This window comes from Novimethylophilus kurashikiensis, from assembly GCF_003112435.1.
GTDB classification, from domain to species: Bacteria; Pseudomonadota; Gammaproteobacteria; order Burkholderiales; family Methylophilaceae; genus Novimethylophilus; species Novimethylophilus kurashikiensis.
Genome location: NZ_BDOQ01000018.1, coordinates 1 through 17,803, shown reverse-complemented (window position 1 = coordinate 17,803; position 17,803 = coordinate 1). Strand labels below are relative to the sequence as shown.

At 53.1% G+C, this 17,803-nt stretch carries 35 protein-coding genes; 5 read left to right on the top strand and 30 right to left on the bottom strand.

Going from position 1 to position 17,803, the window contains the following annotated elements; translation table 11 throughout:
- The first annotated feature begins 42 nt into the window (after positions 1-42).
- The 4 genes from coaBC to rpmG all read left to right on the top strand — a co-directional run bounded on the left by coaBC (position 43) and on the right by rpmG (position 2,205).
- The gene (coaBC, locus tag NMK_RS14345) at positions 43-1,245 is read left to right on the top strand and encodes a bifunctional phosphopantothenoylcysteine decarboxylase/phosphopantothenate--cysteine ligase CoaBC (RefSeq protein ID WP_109016455.1); all 1,203 of its coding nucleotides are present in this window, start codon (positions 43-45) and stop codon (positions 1,243-1,245) included.
- Between the two features lie 3 nt (positions 1,246-1,248).
- Positions 1,249-1,695 carry a dUTP diphosphatase gene (gene dut / locus NMK_RS14340; RefSeq protein WP_109016454.1) on the top strand — a complete coding sequence of 149 codons (447 nt, stop codon included), beginning with the start codon at positions 1,249-1,251 and terminating at the stop codon, positions 1,693-1,695.
- A gap of 96 nt (positions 1,696-1,791) precedes the next feature.
- Positions 1,792-2,028, top strand: coding sequence for a 50S ribosomal protein L28 (gene rpmB, locus NMK_RS14335; RefSeq protein ID WP_109016453.1), 237 nt, complete (start codon positions 1,792-1,794; stop codon positions 2,026-2,028).
- Between the two features lie 9 nt (positions 2,029-2,037).
- The gene (gene rpmG, locus NMK_RS14330) at positions 2,038-2,205 is read left to right on the top strand and encodes a 50S ribosomal protein L33 (RefSeq protein WP_109016452.1); all 168 of its coding nucleotides are present in this window, start codon (positions 2,038-2,040) and stop codon (positions 2,203-2,205) included.
- Between the two features lie 64 nt (positions 2,206-2,269).
- Here the strand turns inward: rpmG and NMK_RS14325 are convergent, their stop codons facing one another.
- Positions 2,270-3,511: a mechanosensitive ion channel family protein gene (locus NMK_RS14325; protein ID WP_227871517.1), complete on the bottom strand. Its 1,242-nt coding sequence runs from the start codon at positions 3,509-3,511 to the stop codon at positions 2,270-2,272.
- A gap of 71 nt (positions 3,512-3,582) precedes the next feature.
- Between NMK_RS14325 and NMK_RS14320 the strand changes: the two genes are divergently transcribed.
- On the top strand, positions 3,583-3,828 hold the full coding sequence (locus NMK_RS14320; RefSeq protein ID WP_109016600.1) for a glutaredoxin family protein: 246 nt from the start codon (positions 3,583-3,585) through the stop codon (positions 3,826-3,828).
- A gap of 51 nt (positions 3,829-3,879) precedes the next feature.
- Here the strand turns inward: NMK_RS14320 and rplQ are convergent, their stop codons facing one another.
- From rplQ to rpsJ, 29 genes are all read right to left on the bottom strand, one after another.
- A complete protein-coding gene (gene rplQ / locus NMK_RS14315; protein ID WP_109016450.1) occupies positions 3,880-4,266 on the bottom strand; it encodes a 50S ribosomal protein L17 in 387 nt (128 codons plus the stop codon).
- Between the two features lie 10 nt (positions 4,267-4,276).
- Positions 4,277-5,269, bottom strand: coding sequence for a DNA-directed RNA polymerase subunit alpha (locus NMK_RS14310; RefSeq protein ID WP_109016449.1), 993 nt, complete (start codon positions 5,267-5,269; stop codon positions 4,277-4,279).
- Positions 5,270-5,296: 27 nt separating this feature from the next.
- Positions 5,297-5,926: a 30S ribosomal protein S4 gene (rpsD, locus tag NMK_RS14305; protein WP_109016448.1), complete on the bottom strand. Its 630-nt coding sequence runs from the start codon at positions 5,924-5,926 to the stop codon at positions 5,297-5,299.
- A 12-nt stretch (positions 5,927-5,938) separates the two neighbouring features.
- Positions 5,939-6,331 (bottom strand): 30S ribosomal protein S11, encoded by a 393-nt coding sequence (gene rpsK, locus NMK_RS14300; protein WP_109016447.1) that lies wholly within the window; start codon positions 6,329-6,331, stop codon positions 5,939-5,941.
- A 12-nt stretch (positions 6,332-6,343) separates the two neighbouring features.
- Positions 6,344-6,706 carry a 30S ribosomal protein S13 gene (gene rpsM / locus NMK_RS14295; RefSeq protein WP_109016446.1) on the bottom strand — a complete coding sequence of 121 codons (363 nt, stop codon included), beginning with the start codon at positions 6,704-6,706 and terminating at the stop codon, positions 6,344-6,346.
- Between the two features lie 64 nt (positions 6,707-6,770).
- The gene (rpmJ, locus tag NMK_RS14290; RefSeq protein ID WP_109016445.1) at positions 6,771-6,884 is read right to left on the bottom strand and encodes a 50S ribosomal protein L36; all 114 of its coding nucleotides are present in this window, start codon (positions 6,882-6,884) and stop codon (positions 6,771-6,773) included.
- 28 nt (positions 6,885-6,912) lie between these two features.
- Positions 6,913-7,131 (bottom strand): translation initiation factor IF-1, encoded by a 219-nt coding sequence (gene infA / locus NMK_RS14285; RefSeq protein WP_109016444.1) that lies wholly within the window; start codon positions 7,129-7,131, stop codon positions 6,913-6,915.
- A 21-nt stretch (positions 7,132-7,152) separates the two neighbouring features.
- Positions 7,153-8,442 (bottom strand): preprotein translocase subunit SecY, encoded by a 1,290-nt coding sequence (gene secY, locus NMK_RS14280; protein WP_227871524.1) that lies wholly within the window; start codon positions 8,440-8,442, stop codon positions 7,153-7,155.
- Between the two features lie 43 nt (positions 8,443-8,485).
- On the bottom strand, positions 8,486-8,920 hold the full coding sequence (gene rplO, locus NMK_RS14275) for a 50S ribosomal protein L15 (RefSeq protein WP_109016442.1): 435 nt from the start codon (positions 8,918-8,920) through the stop codon (positions 8,486-8,488).
- On the bottom strand, positions 8,921-9,118 hold the full coding sequence (gene rpmD / locus NMK_RS14270; RefSeq protein ID WP_109016441.1) for a 50S ribosomal protein L30: 198 nt from the start codon (positions 9,116-9,118) through the stop codon (positions 8,921-8,923).
- Between the two features lie 2 nt (positions 9,119-9,120).
- Positions 9,121-9,630 carry a 30S ribosomal protein S5 gene (gene rpsE, locus NMK_RS14265; protein ID WP_109016599.1) on the bottom strand — a complete coding sequence of 170 codons (510 nt, stop codon included), beginning with the start codon at positions 9,628-9,630 and terminating at the stop codon, positions 9,121-9,123.
- 15 nt (positions 9,631-9,645) lie between these two features.
- A complete protein-coding gene (gene rplR / locus NMK_RS14260) occupies positions 9,646-9,999 on the bottom strand; it encodes a 50S ribosomal protein L18 (RefSeq protein WP_109016440.1) in 354 nt (117 codons plus the stop codon).
- Positions 10,000-10,009: 10 nt separating this feature from the next.
- Entirely contained in the window at positions 10,010-10,543 is a 534-nt protein-coding gene (gene rplF / locus NMK_RS14255) for a 50S ribosomal protein L6 (RefSeq protein WP_109016439.1), read from the bottom strand.
- 11 nt (positions 10,544-10,554) lie between these two features.
- Positions 10,555-10,950 (bottom strand): 30S ribosomal protein S8, encoded by a 396-nt coding sequence (rpsH, locus tag NMK_RS14250; RefSeq protein WP_109016438.1) that lies wholly within the window; start codon positions 10,948-10,950, stop codon positions 10,555-10,557.
- A gap of 14 nt (positions 10,951-10,964) precedes the next feature.
- Positions 10,965-11,270, bottom strand: a complete 306-nt coding sequence (rpsN, locus tag NMK_RS14245; protein ID WP_109016437.1) for a 30S ribosomal protein S14 — start codon at positions 11,268-11,270, stop codon at positions 10,965-10,967.
- A 3-nt stretch (positions 11,271-11,273) separates the two neighbouring features.
- Positions 11,274-11,813: a 50S ribosomal protein L5 gene (rplE, locus tag NMK_RS14240; protein WP_109016436.1), complete on the bottom strand. Its 540-nt coding sequence runs from the start codon at positions 11,811-11,813 to the stop codon at positions 11,274-11,276.
- A gap of 10 nt (positions 11,814-11,823) precedes the next feature.
- Entirely contained in the window at positions 11,824-12,141 is a 318-nt protein-coding gene (rplX, locus tag NMK_RS14235; protein ID WP_109016435.1) for a 50S ribosomal protein L24, read from the bottom strand.
- Positions 12,142-12,152: 11 nt separating this feature from the next.
- On the bottom strand, positions 12,153-12,521 hold the full coding sequence (rplN, locus tag NMK_RS14230; RefSeq protein WP_109016434.1) for a 50S ribosomal protein L14: 369 nt from the start codon (positions 12,519-12,521) through the stop codon (positions 12,153-12,155).
- Between the two features lie 139 nt (positions 12,522-12,660).
- Positions 12,661-12,936, bottom strand: coding sequence for a 30S ribosomal protein S17 (gene rpsQ, locus NMK_RS14225; RefSeq protein WP_109016598.1), 276 nt, complete (start codon positions 12,934-12,936; stop codon positions 12,661-12,663).
- Between the two features lie 11 nt (positions 12,937-12,947).
- Complete coding sequence (gene rpmC, locus NMK_RS14220) at positions 12,948-13,142, bottom strand: 50S ribosomal protein L29 (protein WP_109016433.1); 195 nt, start codon at positions 13,140-13,142, stop codon at positions 12,948-12,950.
- A gap of 3 nt (positions 13,143-13,145) precedes the next feature.
- Positions 13,146-13,562: a 50S ribosomal protein L16 gene (gene rplP, locus NMK_RS14215; protein ID WP_109016432.1), complete on the bottom strand. Its 417-nt coding sequence runs from the start codon at positions 13,560-13,562 to the stop codon at positions 13,146-13,148.
- Entirely contained in the window at positions 13,546-14,256 is a 711-nt protein-coding gene (rpsC, locus tag NMK_RS14210; protein ID WP_109016431.1) for a 30S ribosomal protein S3, read from the bottom strand. Before rpsC ends, rplP begins: the two co-directional genes overlap by 17 nt.
- A 10-nt stretch (positions 14,257-14,266) precedes the next feature.
- Positions 14,267-14,596, bottom strand: a complete 330-nt coding sequence (gene rplV / locus NMK_RS14205) for a 50S ribosomal protein L22 (protein WP_109016430.1) — start codon at positions 14,594-14,596, stop codon at positions 14,267-14,269.
- Between the two features lie 10 nt (positions 14,597-14,606).
- On the bottom strand, positions 14,607-14,882 hold the full coding sequence (gene rpsS, locus NMK_RS14200; RefSeq protein WP_109016429.1) for a 30S ribosomal protein S19: 276 nt from the start codon (positions 14,880-14,882) through the stop codon (positions 14,607-14,609).
- 5 nt (positions 14,883-14,887) lie between these two features.
- Entirely contained in the window at positions 14,888-15,721 is an 834-nt protein-coding gene (rplB, locus tag NMK_RS14195) for a 50S ribosomal protein L2 (protein ID WP_109016428.1), read from the bottom strand.
- A gap of 10 nt (positions 15,722-15,731) precedes the next feature.
- Complete coding sequence (gene rplW / locus NMK_RS14190; RefSeq protein ID WP_109016427.1) at positions 15,732-16,043, bottom strand: 50S ribosomal protein L23; 312 nt, start codon at positions 16,041-16,043, stop codon at positions 15,732-15,734.
- Positions 16,040-16,666 (bottom strand): 50S ribosomal protein L4, encoded by a 627-nt coding sequence (rplD, locus tag NMK_RS14185; protein WP_109016597.1) that lies wholly within the window; start codon positions 16,664-16,666, stop codon positions 16,040-16,042. Before rplD ends, rplW begins: the two co-directional genes overlap by 4 nt.
- Complete coding sequence (rplC, locus tag NMK_RS14180) at positions 16,666-17,310, bottom strand: 50S ribosomal protein L3 (protein WP_109016426.1); 645 nt, start codon at positions 17,308-17,310, stop codon at positions 16,666-16,668. Before rplC ends, rplD begins: the two co-directional genes overlap by 1 nt.
- Before the next feature lie 102 nt (positions 17,311-17,412).
- Positions 17,413-17,721, bottom strand: coding sequence for a 30S ribosomal protein S10 (gene rpsJ / locus NMK_RS14175; protein ID WP_109016425.1), 309 nt, complete (start codon positions 17,719-17,721; stop codon positions 17,413-17,415).
- Positions 17,722-17,803: the final 82 nt, after the last annotated feature.

Genomic DNA, 17,803 nt, shown 5'->3' with positions numbered 1-17,803 from the left:
CATTTCGGATAAAATCGATCAATCAATAACTTCCAGCCCATTATGGCCCAAACTCCATTCAAGCGCTTGCTGCTAGGTGTTACCGGAGGCATTGCCGCTTACAAAACCGCAGAGCTTGTTCGCCTGCTCGTGAAACAAGGTGTGGAGGTGCAGGTGGTCATGACCGAGGCCGCCACGCAATTCATTACTCCGGTGACCCTGCAAGCACTCTCTGGCCGCCCAGTTTTTACGGATCTTTGGGATAACCGCATCGACAACGGCATGGCGCATATTGAATTTACGCGCGATGCCGATGCAATCCTGATCGCCCCCGCAAGCGCCGACTTTCTTGCCAAGCTTGTTCATGGCGAAGCCGACGATTTGCTATCCACCCTCTGCCTTGCACGCGCTTGCCCGATGTACGTAGCTCCTGCGATGAATGTGCAGATGTGGCAAAACCCAGCCACTCAACGCAACATTGCAACCCTGAAAAGCGATGGCATCCACGTTTTAGGCCCGGATAGTGGCGTACAAGCGTGCGGAGAAGAAGGCTTGGGCCGTATGCTGGAGCCAGACATTTTGCTCGATCAACTCGAGGCAAGCCAGCAACTTAAACTGCTTACCGGCAAACGTGTACTCATCACCGCCGGCCCCACTTTCGAAGCCATTGACGCCGCTCGCGGCATCACCAATCTAAGCTCCGGCAAGATGGGTTATGCCATCGCCAAAGCGGCATTAGAAATGGGTGCCGATGTCACACTAGTCAGCGGCCAAACACCCTTACTCCCGCCATATGGCGCCGAAGTGATCAAGGTAACGAGCGCGCAGCAAATGCTCAATGCCGTGATGGCAAACCTTACCCAAAAAGATATTTTCATCGCCGTTGCGGCAGTCGCCGATTATTACGTGCTTAACCCCAGCGAGCAGAAAATCAAGAAGGACGCACACATCCTGACGCTGGAACTCGCGCCCAACCCTGACATCCTCGCCAATGTCATGAACTTGCCCGAGCCCCCCTTTTGTGTCGGCTTCGCAGCAGAAAGCGAGAATCTCCTCGAATATGCAGAACACAAGCGACGCAAGAAAAACCTTCCCCTGCTTGCTGCAAATTTGATTCAGGACGGGTTCGGCGGCGACGAGAACGAACTTGTTCTTCTAGACGACAAGGGTACGCATCCGTTACCGCGCGCAAGTAAACTGACCCTTGCTCGCCAGCTACTGCGTCATGTCGCCAATATGTTGCCCAAATCATCGACCAAGGAATAATTCATGCAAATCGACGTTAAGGTGCTGGACCAGCGTTTGCGTAATCACCTACCCGCTTATGCCACGCCTGGTTCAGCAGGATTGGACCTACGGGCTTGCATCGAGCATGTACTAACCCTGCATCCGGGAGAAACCGAGCTAATCCCTACCGGCATGGCGATCCACATTGCTGACCCAGGCTATGCTGCATTGATACTTCCCAGGTCAGGTCTCGGCCATAAGCATGGCATCGTACTGGGCAATTTGGTAGGTCTGATTGACTCGGACTACCAAGGCCAATTGTTCGTTTCATGCTGGAACCGGGGACGTGAAGTCTTTATGTTGAATCCAATGGAACGTATTGCCCAACTGGTCATCGTGCCGGTCCAGCAAGCCACCTTTAACGTCGTAGACGATTTTGCCCAAAGCCATCGGGGCGAAGGCGGTTTCGGTAGCACAGGAAAGCACTGACGCTCTCTATTAAGCGACTGTTATCCATCACTAATGACTTGAGTCAAAACTCGCTTTTGTGGTATAAAAGCGGTTTTTCCAAATTCGGAGACAACCATGGCACGCGTATGTCAGGTGACCGGCAAGAAGCCGATGAGCGGGAACAACATTTCCCACGCAAACAACAAGACCAAGCGCCGTTTTCTTCCCAATCTTCAGAACCGCAAGTTCTGGGTTGAAAGCGAAAACCGTTGGGTGAGCCTGCGCATCACCAACGCTGCCCTGCGCACGATTGACAAGAACGGCATCGAATCCGTTTTGACCGACCTGCGCGCACGCGGCGAAAAGATCTAAGGAACCGACATGGCTACCAAGATTCGTGAAAAGATCAAGCTGGAATCCTCCGCAGGGACCGGCCACTTCTACACCACCACCAAGAACAAGCGCACGATGCCTGAGAAGATGGAGATCATGAAGTTTGATCCCGTTGCTCGTAAGCACGTCGCTTACAAGGAAACCAAGCTGAAGTAATTCTCAGCTCTTTCCCGTAAAAAAGCCCGCATATGCGGGCTTTTTTATTTATTCTGGCACGGTATCACATCATCCTGACTTCACGCTGGGGGTAAGGAATCGTTACTCCTGCCGCTTTAAATTCAGCCAATATTTTCATATATATCGCCGACTTCAAGCTTCCAAATCCCTCTTCTGGATCATCCACCCATACGGATAACTGGAGATCGATGCCATTCTCGCCCAGCCCCTGCACCAGCACATCCGGCTCCGGTGTCTTTAACACCCTTACATGATCAAATGCAGCACTCTTTATGATGAGCATAGCCTTATCCAGCGGGCTATCGTAGCTAATTTGCACTGGAATTTGCACACGGGCATTTCGATCCGAAAACGAATGATTGATGACGGTGGAAGTGATGAGCGTGTCATTGGGAATCACAACCTCAGTTCCATCCAGCTTGCGCAATACCAGGTAACGCCCACGCAACTGATGTACCACTCCATAGTGCCCGTCTACTGTCAGCACATCTCCCATATGTAACGAATGGTCTAGAAGGATAATAAAACCGCTCAGATAGTTGCTGGCTATCTTTTGCAGTCCAAAGCCCAGGCCCACGCCAAGTGCACCACCAAATACAGACAACAGCGTGATATCGAAGCCGATCGCGGAGAGTGCTGCAAGTACGCCAACGACGATAAGTAATATGCGAATGAGCTTGGCAAATACTACGCGCAGATTGAGCTCAATCTGCTCAGCCCGCATGACCTTATTTTCGAGGAGTCGACCAATCCACAAGGTTGCAACCAACGTCACGGCGCCTGTTATGACAGCCTGAAGGATCAGCAATACGGATATTTGACGCTTTCCAACTGAAAATCCTGTTTGTTCAAGCAGAGCAACCGTGTCCGGAAGAAGCCCAGTCAAGTGCAGTGCGACCACCGCCCATACAATAGCAACGATAAAATTCTCGGTCGTCCGCAGCCAACCACTAGGAGCAAAGATATACCTGAGCAGATACACAGCCAGGCGAATTGCTGCCATGGCCACTAATAGCGTTGCCGCCAGTTTCAGCGCCCCGGTATGTTGGGTCTGACTTAACAGCACTCTAAAAACTGTAACGCACGCCAATGCAGTTAATGGAAACAGGACTCGCTTGACCCCGCCTATTCCCAGCTGCCAATTTTCCTGGCTGCTTTTCATGATATGCTGCCCAAGTAGCCGATTAGCAAACCAAGCGGCAATCAAACTAACAGCGATAACTGTCAGTTGTATCAGCAAGCTCTGCGAATTTAAATCTCCCCAGATCTCTTTAATTTCATGCATTTCGTTTTTTCTCATTCGTTACTATTGCGAACAAAACCATAACCTACTTTTGTTTTTAATTGGACATCGATTTGACTCACCTACTCACGCTCTACGGAACTGATTCTTGCCATCTTTGTGAGGAGGCATTATCGATCATTGAATCCTGCAAGGAATGCGCTGACTTGGAGATTGTCAGTATTGATATTGCTGCAGATGACTCACTGGAAATGATCTATGGTCTGCGCATTCCTGTCCTCAAACTAGAAGATAAGGAACTGAATTGGCCCTTCGATCGCCAGCAATGCCTGGACTTTTTGGAGCACTTAAAAAACTAAAGCCGCACATACTTGCATATGTGCGGCTTTAAGAAGCATGCTGATCAGCGTTTAAACTGCTACAGCTTCGGTATCTACTTCAGGGCGATCAACCAATTCAACCAACGCCATAGGAGCGTTGTCGCCAACGCGGAAGCCACACTTCAAGATGCGAAGGTAGCCACCGTTACGGTTAGCATAACGCGGCCCGAGTTCATTGAACAACTTGACGACAATTTCACGATCACGGGTACGGTCAAAAGCCAAACGGCGATTTGACAAAGAGCCATTCTTGCTCAAGGTAATCAGAGGCTCTGCGATCTTGCGCAGTTCCTTTGCCTTCGGCAGCGTGGTCTTGATCACTTCGTGACGCAACAAGGAATTAGCCATGTTGCGGAACATTGCCATGCGATGGCTGGTGGTACGATTAAGTTTGCGATTGCTGACGCGATGACGCATGATTTTCCCCTTAAACCCTTTCCAGGTTGGCAGGCGGCCAGTTTTCCAGCTTCATACCGAGCGTTAGGCCGCGTGAAGCCAACACATCCTTGATTTCATTCAAAGATTTGCGGCCCAAGTTGGGAGCCTTCAACAATTCGGACTCTTGGCGCTGGATCAGATCGCCAATGTAATAAATGTTTTCTGCCTTCAAGCAGTTTGCCGAACGAACGGTCAATTCCAAATCGTCCACCGGACGCAGCAGAATCGGATCGATCTGAGGTGCTGCACGGCCGCTGGAAATGGTTTCGGCAGGAGCGCCTTCAAGATCGGCAAATACCGACAACTGGCCCACCAGGATGCGTGCTGCATCGCGGATAGCTTGTTCAGGCTCGATTGCGCCGTTGGTTTCGACATCCATCACCAACTTATCCAGGTCCGTACGCTGCTCCACACGTGCGCTATCAACGTGATAGCTCACCTTGCGAATCGGGCTGAATGAAGCGTCAACCAGAATGAAACCCAAAGCGCGATCTTCATCGGCGCTCTTCTGACGCATCGGGACAGGTTGATAACCACGCCCCATCTCCACCTTGACTTCGATAGCCAGCTTACCGCCCTTGGTGAGGTGCGCAATCACATGACCAGGATTGATGATCTCAACATCATGACCCGCTTCGAAATCACCGGCAGTGACTACACCCTCGGAAGACTTGCTGAGCGTGAGCACAGCTTCGGTATGATTGTGCAGCTTGAGCGCAACGCCCTTCAGGTTCAGCAGAATGTCAACGACATCTTCCTGCACACCTTCAAGAGTCGAATACTCATGCACCACACCGTCGATCTTCACTTCAGTGATGGCAAAGCCCGGGATGGAGGAGAGCAAGACGCGACGCAGGGCATTGCCCAGCGTATAGCCAAATCCACGCTCCATCGGCTCGAGCGTAACGCGAGCACGAGAAGGAGACAATGCCTCCACCTCAACAACTCGCGGCTTCAAATATTCATTTGGACTGCTTTGCATCGCTGTTCCTTCAGTAAATGAGGCAGGTTACTTGGAGTACAGTTCCACAACGAGAGACTCGTTGATGGTTGCCGGCAATTCGTCACGTTGCGGACGAGCCTTGTAGGTACCCTTCAGCGCCTTCACATCCACTTCGAGCCACTCAGGGAAACCGCGCTGCTCTGCAGCTTCAACGGCACCCTTGATACGCAGCTGCTGCTTGGACTTTTCAGCGACTTCAACCACATCACCCGGACGAACCTGGTAAGACGGAATATTGACGCGCTTGCCATTCACCAGAATGCTGTTGTGGCGAACGATCTGTCGTGCTTCACGACGGGAACCGCCGATACCCATGCGGTAGGCAACGTTGTCGAGACGGCTTTCCAGCAATTGCAGCAGGTTTTCACCGGTGATGCCCTTGCTGCCATCAGCCTTGGCGTAGTACCCACGGAACTGATGTTCCAGAACACCGTAAATACGACGCAGCTTTTGCTTTTCACGCAACTGAACGCCGTAATCGGAAAGGCGAGGAGTACGCTTTTGACCATGCTGGCCTGGAGGGAAGTTGCGCTTTTCAATCGCGCACTTGTCCGTAAAGCACTTCTCAGCCTTCAGAAATAGTTTTTCACCCTCGCGACGGCACTGACGGCACTTCGGGTCAAGATTTCTTGCCACGTTGATTCTCCTTTAAATGCGACGCTTCTTGGGCGGACGGCAACCGTTGTGTGGCACCGGCGTCACATCAGAAATACTGGTAATCTTGAAGCCAACGGCATTCAGAGCACGAACAGAGGACTCGCGACCAGGACCAGGCCCTTTGATGCGAACTTCGAGGTTCTTAACGCCGCATTCTTGAGCAGCCTTACCAGCCGCCTCAGCAGCAACCTGGGCTGCAAACGGGGTACTCTTACGAGAACCCTTAAAGCCGGCACCACCAGATGTTGCCCAAGACAAAGCGTTGCCTTGACGGTCGGTGATAGTGATGATGGTGTTATTGAAGGAAGCGTGAACGTGCGCGATACCTTCGGCAATGTTCTTCTTGACCTTCTTGCGAACTCTTACATTCGTTGCTTTAGCCATTATGCTTTATCCTTACTTGGAAGCCTTGATCGCCTTGACCGGGCCCTTACGAGTACGGGCGTTGGTCTTGGTGCGCTGACCGCGAACAGGCAGACCGCGACGATGGCGGATGCCGCGATAGCAGCCCAGGTCCATCAATCGCTTGATATTCATGGAGACTTCACGGCGAAGATCGCCCTCCACCTTGAACTTGGCGACTTCATCGCGCAGCTTTTCAACTTCGCTATCGCTAAGATCCTTGACCTTGGTAGACGCCAAAATACCAGCGGCCACACAGATTTTCTGCGCCGTGGTGCGACCAATGCCATAAATCGAGGTCAACGCGATTTCGGCATGCTTGTGGTTGGGGATATTTACCCCTGCGATCCGGGCCATACAGTTACTCCATTAATGGCAAATTCAAAAAAGCCTGAAATTCTATCAGCTTGCGCTCGTTAGATCAACCTTGACGCTGCTTATGGCGCGGATCGGAACAAATGACGCGCACCACGCCATGACGGCGGATCAGCTTGCAGTTGCGGCACAAAGCTTTAACGGACGGACGAACTTTCATTTCATACCTCTTCTTTTAAAACTAACGCTTATTTAGCGCGGAAGATGATCCGTGCACGCGTCAAATCGTAGGGCGTCAGCTCCACGGTTACTTTATCCCCGGGAAGGATGCGGATGTAGTGCATACGCATTTTTCCGGAAATGTATCCCAAAACAACATGGCCGTTTTCCAGTTTTACGCGGAATGTGGCGTTAGGCAGGTTCTCAAGAACCTCGCCTTGCATTTCAATCGTATCTTCTTTTGCCATGCTCTATTTACGGTTTGATTATTAACGAGGCAGTGCAGTATTGCCGCCCTTGAAGTTAGCCTTCTTGAGCAAGCTTTCATACTGATGCGACATCAAATAAGCCTGGACCTGCGCCATGAAATCCATGGTCACGACTACAATGATCAACAGACTGGTGCCGCCAAAATAGAACGGCACATTAAACTTTACGATCAAGAACTCAGGCAGCAGACAAACGGCGGTAATGTATCCGGCGCCAACCAGGGTCAATCGCCCCATAATCCGATCGATATATTTTGCCGTTTGTTCGCCAGGACGAATTCCAGGAACAAAAGCACCGCTTTTCTTGAGGTTCTCAGCTGTTTCCTTCGGATTAAATACCAACGCGGTATAAAAGAAACAGAAGAAAACAATCGCCATGGCATATAAGGTCACATACAGCGGTTGACCAGGGGACAAGGTAGAACCGATGTCCTTCAGCCAATGCATTCTGTCGCTGCTACCGAACCATCCCGCTAATGTCGCGGGAAACAGAATGATGCTCGATGCAAAAATCGGAGGAATAACCCCTGCCATATTGAGCTTGAGCGGCAAGTGTGAGGTTTGTCCGCCAAACACTTTTCGACCTACCTGGCGCTTAGCGTAATTAACCGTGATCTTGCGTTGCCCACGTTCAACGAAAACAACAAAAGCAGTTACCAAAATCGCAGCAACAAACAAGAACAGCACCAACGGAATAGAGAACGCGCCTGTACGAGCCATCTCTAGGGTGCCACCAACTGCACGCGGCAAACCAGCAACAATCCCGGAAAAGATAATGATAGAAATACCATTACCAATTCCTCGCTCGGTGATCTGCTCGCCAAGCCACATCAGGAACATCGTGCCAGTGACCAGTGTGATGACCGTCACAAGACGGAACATTAAGCCCGGATCCAGCACAAGACCGGGTTGTCCCTCTAAAGCAATCGCGATACCTAATGCCTGGAACGTTGCCAAGACAACGGTGCCGTAGCGAGTGTATTGCGTAATCTTGCGGCGGCCGGCTTCGCCTTCCTTCTTGAGCTGCTCCATTTGCGGAGAAACCACCGTCAGCAATTGCATGATGATGGAAGCCGAAATGTAAGGCATGATACCGAGGGCAAACACTGTGAACCGTGACAGCGCGCCACCCGAGAACATGTTTAACATGCCTAGAATGCCGCCGCCCTGCTGTTCAAACATCTTTGCAAGCACATCCGGATCGATACCTGGAACCGGAATGTGCGCGCCAAGACGATAAACGAACAAAGCGCCCAGAACGAAGAGCAGGCGCCCTTTGAGCTCCTGCATCTTGCCTACTGAACCAAGAAAGCTGTTTTCGTTTGCCAATTGCTTACTCGACGATATTGCCGCCAGCCGCTTCAATCGCAGCGCGAGCACCCTTGGTCAACAACAAGCCTTGAACGGTAACCTTAGCCTTGACTTCACCAGCCAGGATCACCTTTGCACTCTTGGCCTCAGCCGGAATCAGCTTGGCTTGCTTGAGTGCCAACAGGTCGACAGTCTGACCTTCCAGACGGATCAAGTCGCCGCTACGTACTTCAGCGGTATCACCTTTGGTTAGGGACACGAAACCGCGCTTCGGAAGACGGCGCTGCAAAGGCATCTGACCGCCTTCAAAGCCCACCTTGTGGAAGCCGCCTGCACGAGACTTCTGACCCTTGTGGCCGCGACCTGCAGTCTTGCCGAGGCCGGAACCAATACCACGGCCTACACGGCGCTTAGAGTGCTTAGCACCTTCTGCAGGTTTGATTGTATTCAGCTTCATTTAGCCCTCCACCTTCAGCAGATAGCTGACCTTGTTGATCATGCCGCGAATCGCAGGAGTATCCTGGAGCTCAACGGTCTGGTGCATGCGACGCAGGCCCAAGCCGCGAATGCAGGCACGATGGGATTCGATACGACCAATCACGCTCTTGATCTGCGTAACCTTGACAGTACCGGCTGCCTTCTTAGCCTTTGCCATGATTAACCCCTGATTTCTTCAATCGTCTTGCCACGCTTGGCAGCCACTTCAGCCGGCGTATTCATGGATTGCAATCCATTCAGCGTAGCGCGAACAACGTTATAAGGATTGGTGGAACCGATGCACTTAGCGAGCACGTTGGTCACACCCATCACTTCGAAAATAGCGCGCATAGCGCCGCCAGCGATAATCCCGGTACCTTCAGAAGCCGGCTGGATGAATACCTTGGCAGCACCGAATTCACCGATCACTGCATGGTGCAGCGTGCCATTGTTAAGGCTCACCTTGACCATGCTGCGACGAGCTTCGTCCATTGCCTTTTGCACGGCAGCGGGAACTTCACGTGCCTTGCCTTTACCCATACCGACAGCACCATCGCCATCACCCACAACGCTCAGGGCAGCAAAGCTCATAATGCGGCCACCCTTGACGACCTTGGTCACGCGATTGACCGTAATCATCTTCTCGCGCATGCCGTCGGTCTGTTGCTGCTCAATCTCTTGTCTTGCCATCATCAACCTCGTCTATTAGAAGGTCAGACCGCTTTCGCGGGCCGCATCAGCCAATGCCTTGACGCGACCGTGATATCTGAAACCAGAACGGTCGAATGCCACGGTGGTAATCCCAGCCGCCTTGGCCTTCTCGGCAATACGCTTGCCGATCAGAGCCGCTGCGGCGACATTGCCGCCATTCTTGATCTGATCGCGGACTTCCTTTTCCAAGGATGAAGCGCTGGCCAGAACCTTGTCACCCGTCTCGGCAATGATTTGCGCATAGATATGGGTGTTGGTGCGGTGAACGCTCAAGCGAACAGCCTTCAGTTCGGCGATCTTTGCGCGGGTTTTGCGTGCGCGACGCTGACGTGCATCTACATTATTCATAGCTCAACCCTTACTTCTTCTTGGTTTCCTTGATGATCACCACTTCATCGGCATAACGAACACCCTTGCCCTTGTAAGGCTCAGGCTTGCGATATGCACGGATCTGGGCGGCAACTTGACCAACAGACTGCCTGTCAGCGCCCTTGATGATGATCTCGGTCTGGCTAGGCGTTTCAACAGTTACGCCAGCCGGCATCTTGTGATTCACAGGATGAGAGAAGCCAAGATCCAGATTCAGGACTGCGCCCTGAGCCTGAGCCTTGTAGCCCACACCGACCAGCGTCAGCTTTTTGCTGAAGCCTTCGGAAACACCGCGAACCATATTGGCAACCAGGGCACGCACCGTACCGGACATGGCGCGGGAATGCTGGTTGTCGTTAGCAGCCGCAAAGGTCAGAACATCGCCTTCGCGAACAATATTTACACTACCGCACAGCGGCTGGCTCAACTTGCCGAGAGGACCACTTACAGTGATCAAATCCGCAGCAATTGCCACATCGACTTTGGCTGGCAGGTTAACCGGGTTTTTAGCAACGCGTGACATGGTTCACCTCATCAAGCCACAACGCACAGCACTTCGCCGCCGATACCAGCTGCGCGTGCCTTGCGGTCGGTCATTACACCCTGAGACGTGGACACAATCGCCACACCCAGACCATTCATCACCTTCGGAATCGCATCGGCGCTGCGATAAATGCGCAGACCAGGACGACTCACGCGATCGATGCTTTCGATCACAGGACGACCGGCGTAATACTTCAGGCCGATCTCAAGCTGAGGCTTACCGTTGTTCTCTTGAACAGCGAAATCCTCGATATAACCTTCGTCCTTCAGCACCTTGGCAATAGCACTCTTCACCTTGGAGGCGGGAACGCTAACGCTGGGCTTGTTAACCATTTGTGCATTGCGGATGCGGGTCAGCATATCGGCAATCGGATCATGCATACTCATAGTAGTTCCTCCGTTTACCAGCTAGCCTTGACGACACCCGGAACTTCACCGCGCATCATCAGATCGCGCAGCTTGTTACGAGCAATGCCAAATTTGCTGAACACACCGCGGGGACGACCCGTCAGCGCACAACGATTGCGAAGACGAACCGGGCTGGAGTTACGCGGCAGGCTTTGCAGCTTGGCACGGGCAGCACGGCGATCTTCAGCTGCAGCGTTCACATCATTAATAACGGCGAACAACTCAGCACGCTTAGCAGCATACTTCTTAACGCTTTCGCGACGCTTCTCGTCGCGCTCAATCAAGCTCAACTTAGCCATCGATTAGCTCCTGAACGGAAAACTGAATGCAGCGAGCAGCGCACGCGCTTCGTCATCAGTCTTCGCGGTGGTGGTGATCGTAATATTCATCCCGCGCAGCGCATCGACCTTGTCGTAATCGATTTCCGGGAAAATGATCTGCTCTTTAACGCCCATGTTGTAGTTACCACGGCCGTCGAAGGACTTTCCGGAAATGCCACGGAAGTCGCGAATACGCGGAATTGCAATGTTCACCAGACGATCCAGGAATTCGTACATACGATCCTGACGCAGGGTCACCTTGCAGCCAACGGGATAGTTATCACGAATCTTGAAGCCTGCAATTGACTTGCGGGACAACGTAACAACCGGCTTCTGACCAGCGATCTTCTGCATGTCGCCAACGGCATGCTCCATGATCTTCTTGTCAGCAACTGCCTCACCCACACCCATGTTCAGCGTGATCTTCTCGATACGGGGCACTTCCATAACGGACTTGTACCCGAACTGCTCGACCAAGCTCTTAACCACGGTGTCTTTGTAAAAATCTTTAAGTCTCGCCATGATTCAATCCTTAAGCATCAACCACTTCGCCATTGGACTTGAACACGCGAACCTTGCGACCGTCCTCCAGCGTTTTGAAGCCGACGCGATCAGCCTTCTGCGTTGCAGCATTGAACAGCGCAACGTTAGAGGCATGAATCGACATTTCCTTTTCCAGGATACCGCCGGCAACACCCTTCATAGGATTCGGACGAGTATGGCGCTTGACGACGTTCACACCCTCCACCACCACGCGACCAGTAGGAAGCACAGCCAGAACTGCGCCGCGCTTGCCATTATCCTTGCCGGTGATCACGACGACTTGGTCGCCCTTACGAATCTTGCTCATCAACCTTCTCCTTACAGCACTTCTGGAGCAAGAGAAACGATCTTCATGAAGCGCTCGCCACGCAATTCACGCGTGACAGGCCCGAAGATACGAGTCCCGATCGGCTCCATCTTGTTATTGAGCAACACCGCAGCATTACCGTCGAAACGAACCAAAGAACCATCGGCACGACGAACTCCCTTGCGGGTGCGAACAACGACAGCGCTGTAGACATCGCCCTTCTTTACACGGCTACGCGGAGCAGCGTCTTTAACGCTAACCTTGATGATGTCGCCAATGCCGGCATAACGGCGCTTGGAACCACCGAGAACCTTGATGCACATAACTTCACGCGCACCAGTGTTGTCAGCAACCTCCAAACGGGATTGCATTTGAATCATGGAAATATCTCCAACTTAATCCGTTAAGTCTGAATGCGCGGAATCCGCACACTCAACGCGGTCAGTATTGGGGCGCCAGCTATAGGGGCGCCGAAAAACTGTGAATTCTAGCTTGACCGGAGAGCCCGGTCAAGCGAAATCATACAACCTGCGCCTTCTCAACAATCTTGGACACGTACCAGCTCTTGGTGCGAGACATGGGACGGCCCTCTTCGATGACAACAACATCGCCTTCGCGGCATTCGTTGTTCTCATCATGTGCGTGAAACTTATTGGAACGACGCACGATCTTGCCGTAGAGCGGATGCTTGACGCTACGCTCGACCAACACGGTCACAGTCTTGTCCATCTTGTCGCTAACCACGCGACCGGTCAGACTACGCACGACCTTTTCAGTTTGATTTGCTTCAGCCATATTGTTCCCCATTACGCTTGCTTAGCCTTTTCGGCCAGAACGGTACGAACACGGGCGATATCGCGACGCACCTTACCGATCTGGTCGACCTTGGCCAATTGCTGGGTTGACACTTGCATGCGCAAGGAGAATTGCGCACGCAGCAACTCGGTCAATTCACCCTTGAGGTCATCCACAGACTTGCTTCTCAATTCAGCAGCCTTCATTGCTTAGCTCCCAATGTGACGTGTTGCGAACACGGTCGGCACAGGCAGCTTGGCAGCAGCCAGGCGGAAAGCCTCGCGAGCCAATTCTTCGCTTACACCGTCCATCTCGTACAACATCTTGCCGGGCTGAATCTCAGCCACGAAATACTCCGGACTACCCTTACCGTTACCCATACGGACTTCGGCAGGCTTGCTCGAGATCGGCTTATCCGGGAAGATGCGGATCCACACACGACCGCCACGCTTGATGTGACGGGTCATAACGCGACGCGCAGCTTCGATCTGACGTGCCGTAATACGGCCGCGACCGATAGCCTTCAGGCCAAACTCACCGAAGCTGACCTTGTTACCCGTGGTAGCAACGCCCTTGTTACGGCCCTTTTGCTGTTTACGGAATTTCTGTCTAGCTGGCTGCAGCATTTTTCACTCCCGGCTTTCTAGTCTTTCTCTCAGGCTCAGCCGCGGGGGCAGCAGCCTGCTCGCCCTTACCCAGCACCTCACCCTTGAATACCCAAACCTTCAGGCCGATAACGCCGTAGGTGGTCTTAGCTTCGGCAACACCGTAATCGATATCGGCGCGGAGGGTATGAAGAGGCACTCGGCCTTCGCGATACCATTCGGTACGGGCAATTTCGATACCGTTCAAACGGCCAGAGCTCATGATCTTGATGCCTTGGGCGCCAAGGCGCATTGCATTTTGCATTGCACGCTTCATGGCACGGCGGAACATCACGCGCTTTTCCAACTGCTGAGCAATGTTCTCTGCAATCAGGGTGGCGTCGATTTCTGGCTTGCGCACTTCTTCGATGTTGAGGTGCACCGGCACGCCCATCAGCTTCTGCAGGCTGGAGCGCAAGGATTCGATATCCTCGCCCTTTTTGCCGATTACGATGCCTGGGCGTGCGCTGTAGACGGTGATCTTAGCGTTCTTGGCAGGACGCTCGATTACGATACGGCTTACAGCGGCATGCGCCAGCTTCTTCTTCAAGAACTCACGCACCTTGATGTCGCTTTGCAACATGGACGGGAAGTTCTTGCTATTGGCATACCAGCGGGAGCTCCAGTTTTTCTGGACGCTCAGACGGAAGCCAATCGGATGGATTTTCTGTCCCATAGCGGTTCCTTTAGTTCCCCACCGTCACAGTGATGTGGCAGGTCGGCTTGATGATGCGGCCGGCACGACCCTTGGCGCGGGCACGGATACGCTTGTAAACGATCCCCTTGTCCACGTAGATGGTCGAAACCTTGAGCTCGTCGATGTCAGCACCTTCGTTATGCTCGGCATTAGCGATCGCGGACTCAAGCACCTTCTTGATAATGTCGGCACCCTTCTTCGGACAGAAGGCGAGAATGTTAAGAGCCTGATCAACCTTCTTGCCGCGAACCAGGTCCGCCACCAGGCGAGCCTTTTGCGGAGAAAGGCGAACGCCCTTCAGCACTGCGGATACAGTCATTGTCATGCTCCTACTTCTTGGCCTTCTTGTCGGCCGCGTGACCCTTGAAGGTACGCGTCAGCGCGAATTCGCCCAACTTGTGGCCGACCATGTTTTCAGAAATCAGCACCGGCACATGCTGCCTGCCGTTGTGAACCGCAATCGTCAGACCCACGAAATCCGGCAGCACCGTAGAACGGCGAGACCAGGTCTTGATGGGGCGACGATCCCTGGATGCGCTCGCAGCTTCCACCTTCTTGATCAGGTGGGCATCTACGAACGGACCTTTTTTAACTGAACGTGCCATATCTGTTACCTCTTACCAGAAGGACGGCGGCTGACGCGCATATTGTCCGTCCGCTTGTTGTTGCGGGTACGATAACCCTTGGTCGGAGTACCCCAGGGGCTGACAGGATTCATACCTGCAGCGGTACGGCCTTCACCACCACCGTGCGGGTGGTCGACCGGGTTCATCACCACGCCGCGAACGGTCGGACGAACACCGCGCCAACGCATCGCGCCGGCCTTACCGATGGAACGCAGGGAATGCTCTTCATTACCCACTTCACCGATGGTTGCCTTGCAATCCACATGCACCTTGCGAACTTCGCCAGAGCGCAGACGCAACTGAGCATAACTACCTTCGCGAGCAAGCACTTGAATCGAAGTACCTGCGGAACGAGCCAATTGCGCACCCTTGCCAGGCAGCAGCTCAACACAGTGAACCGTGCTACCGACCGGGATGTTACGCAACGGAAGTGCATTACCGACTTTGATCGGGGAATCCGAACCAGAAATCAGTTGCGCACCGACCGCCACACCGCGCGGGGCGATGATGTAACGGCGCTCGCCATCGGCGTAGCACAGCAGAGCCAAATGGGCGCTACGGTTAGGATCGTACTCAAGACGCTCGACCTTGGCAGGAATACCATCCTTGTTACGACGGAAGTCGACGAGACGATAGTGCTGCTTGTGGCCACCACCTTGGTGACGAATGGTAATGCGGCCGTTATTGTTACGACCAGCATTCTTGCTCTTCTTTTCCAGCAGTGGCGCGAAGGGCTTGCCCTTATGCAGATCAGGATTTACAACCTTGATCACCGCGCGACGACCGGGGGAAGTCGGCTTGACTTTAATCAGTGCCATCTTTCTCTCCTTACTCGCCAGCCGCGAAGTTGATTTCCTGGCCCGGCTTCAGGCTAACGTAAGCCTTCTTCCAGTCCTGGCGGCGACCCAGCGTACGACCCGCACGCTTGACCTTACCCTTGACATTAACAACGCTCACAGCATCAACCTCAACCTTGAACAGCAGCTCAACAGCCGCCTTCACTTCAGGCTTGGTTGCATCCGTGCGCACCTTGAATGCGATCTGCTGATGCTTATCAGCTACGCGGGTCGCCTTTTCGGTGATCTGCGGAGCAAGAATCACCTGGTACAGACGATCCTGATTTACGGTATTTGCGCTCATGCCAGCAACTCCTCAAGCTTCTTAACCGCATTCTTGGTAGCGATCACGCGCGGGAAGCGAACCAGGCTAACCGGGTCTGCATGCTGCGCCTCGACCACCAGTACGTGCGGCAGGTTACGCGAGGACAAATAGAGGTTTTCGTCCAGGTTGTCGGTCAATACCAAAGCGCCCTGATCAACACCCAGGCTCTTGATTTTGTCAGCCAACAACTTGGTCTTAGGAGCCTCGACGGAGAAATCCTCGACGACCGTCAAACGATCCTGACGAATCAGCTCGGACAGAATGGACTGCATGCCAGCGCGGTACATCTTCTTGTTGACCTTGTGGCTGAAGTTTTCGTCCGGAGTATTCGGGAACGTACGACCACCCCCACGCCACAATGGACTGGATGTCATACCTGCACGAGCACGGCCGGTACCCTTCTGATTAAAAGGCTTCTTGGTGCTGTGGCGAACCTCTTCACGATCCTTTTGCTTACGGGTAGCCGTACGCGCATTCGCCAGGTATGCAGTAACCACCTGATGAATCAAGGCTTCGTTATATTCGCGACCAAAGGTCACTTCCGAAACCTCGAGACCGGACTTGGCGGCCTTACCATTCGTATCAATGACTTTCAGTTCCATCATGCACCCACCTTCACGCTCGGGCGAACAACCACATCGCCGCCCTTGGAGCCAGGAACAGCACCCTTGATCAGCAGCAGATTGCGCTCGCTGTCAACGCGAACAATTTCCAGGTTTTGAACGGTACGCTTCACCGCACCCAGGTGACCGGTCATGCGCTTACCGGGGAAAACTCGACCCGGATCCTGCGCCATACCGATAGAACCAGGCACGTTGTGAGACTTGGAGTTACCGTGCGTGGCACGGCCGGAACCGAAATGGTGGCGCTTGATGGTACCAGCATAACCCTTACCTTGAGAGGTACCGGTCACATCTACCAACTGGCCAGCCTGGAAGATTTCGACAGTGACTTCGCCGCCAGCCGTGTAATTTGCAAGCACGTCAGCAGCAACTGGGAACTCGCTCACACCGCGACCGGCAGTTACGCCAGCCTTGGCAAAGTGACCAGCTGCAGCCTTGGTAACGCGGCTCGCGCGGCGCTCACCAAAGGTCACCTGGATCGCTGAGTAGCCATCGCTGTCTTGAGATTTGATCTGGGTCACACGGTTAGGCGTGATTTCGAGCACCGTCACCGGAACGGAAGTACCGTCATCGGTGAAAATGCGCGTCATGCCAACCTTGCGACCTACAAGCCCTAAGCTCATGGTCGTATCCTTATTAAAATCAAAGGGCCGGTTTCGATTGACCGGCCTGTTTGGGAAAGCGCGAGATTATATCTCACACTCGTTTCAAATACAAACAACTATTTACAGCTTGATCTCGACATCCACACCGGCGGGAAGATCCAGCTTCATCAGCGCATCAACCGTCTTGTCGGTCGGGTCGATGATGTCCATCAAACGCAGGTGGGTACGAATTTCGAATTGGTCGCGAGAGGTTTTGTTGACGTGCGGAGAACGCAGCAGGTCAAAACGTTCGATACGGGTAGGCAAGGGAACCGGACCCTTCACAACTGCGCCGGTACGCTTTGCAGTTTCAACGATTTCCTGAGCAGATTGATCGATCAGACGATAATCGAAAGCTTTCAGGCGGATACGAATCTTTTGACTTTGCATGGTTTTTTTCCAAAGAGCAAAGCGGCGAGCTCGCTGTCTCGCCGCTTATGGGTTTAAAAACGATTACTCGACGATCTTGGCA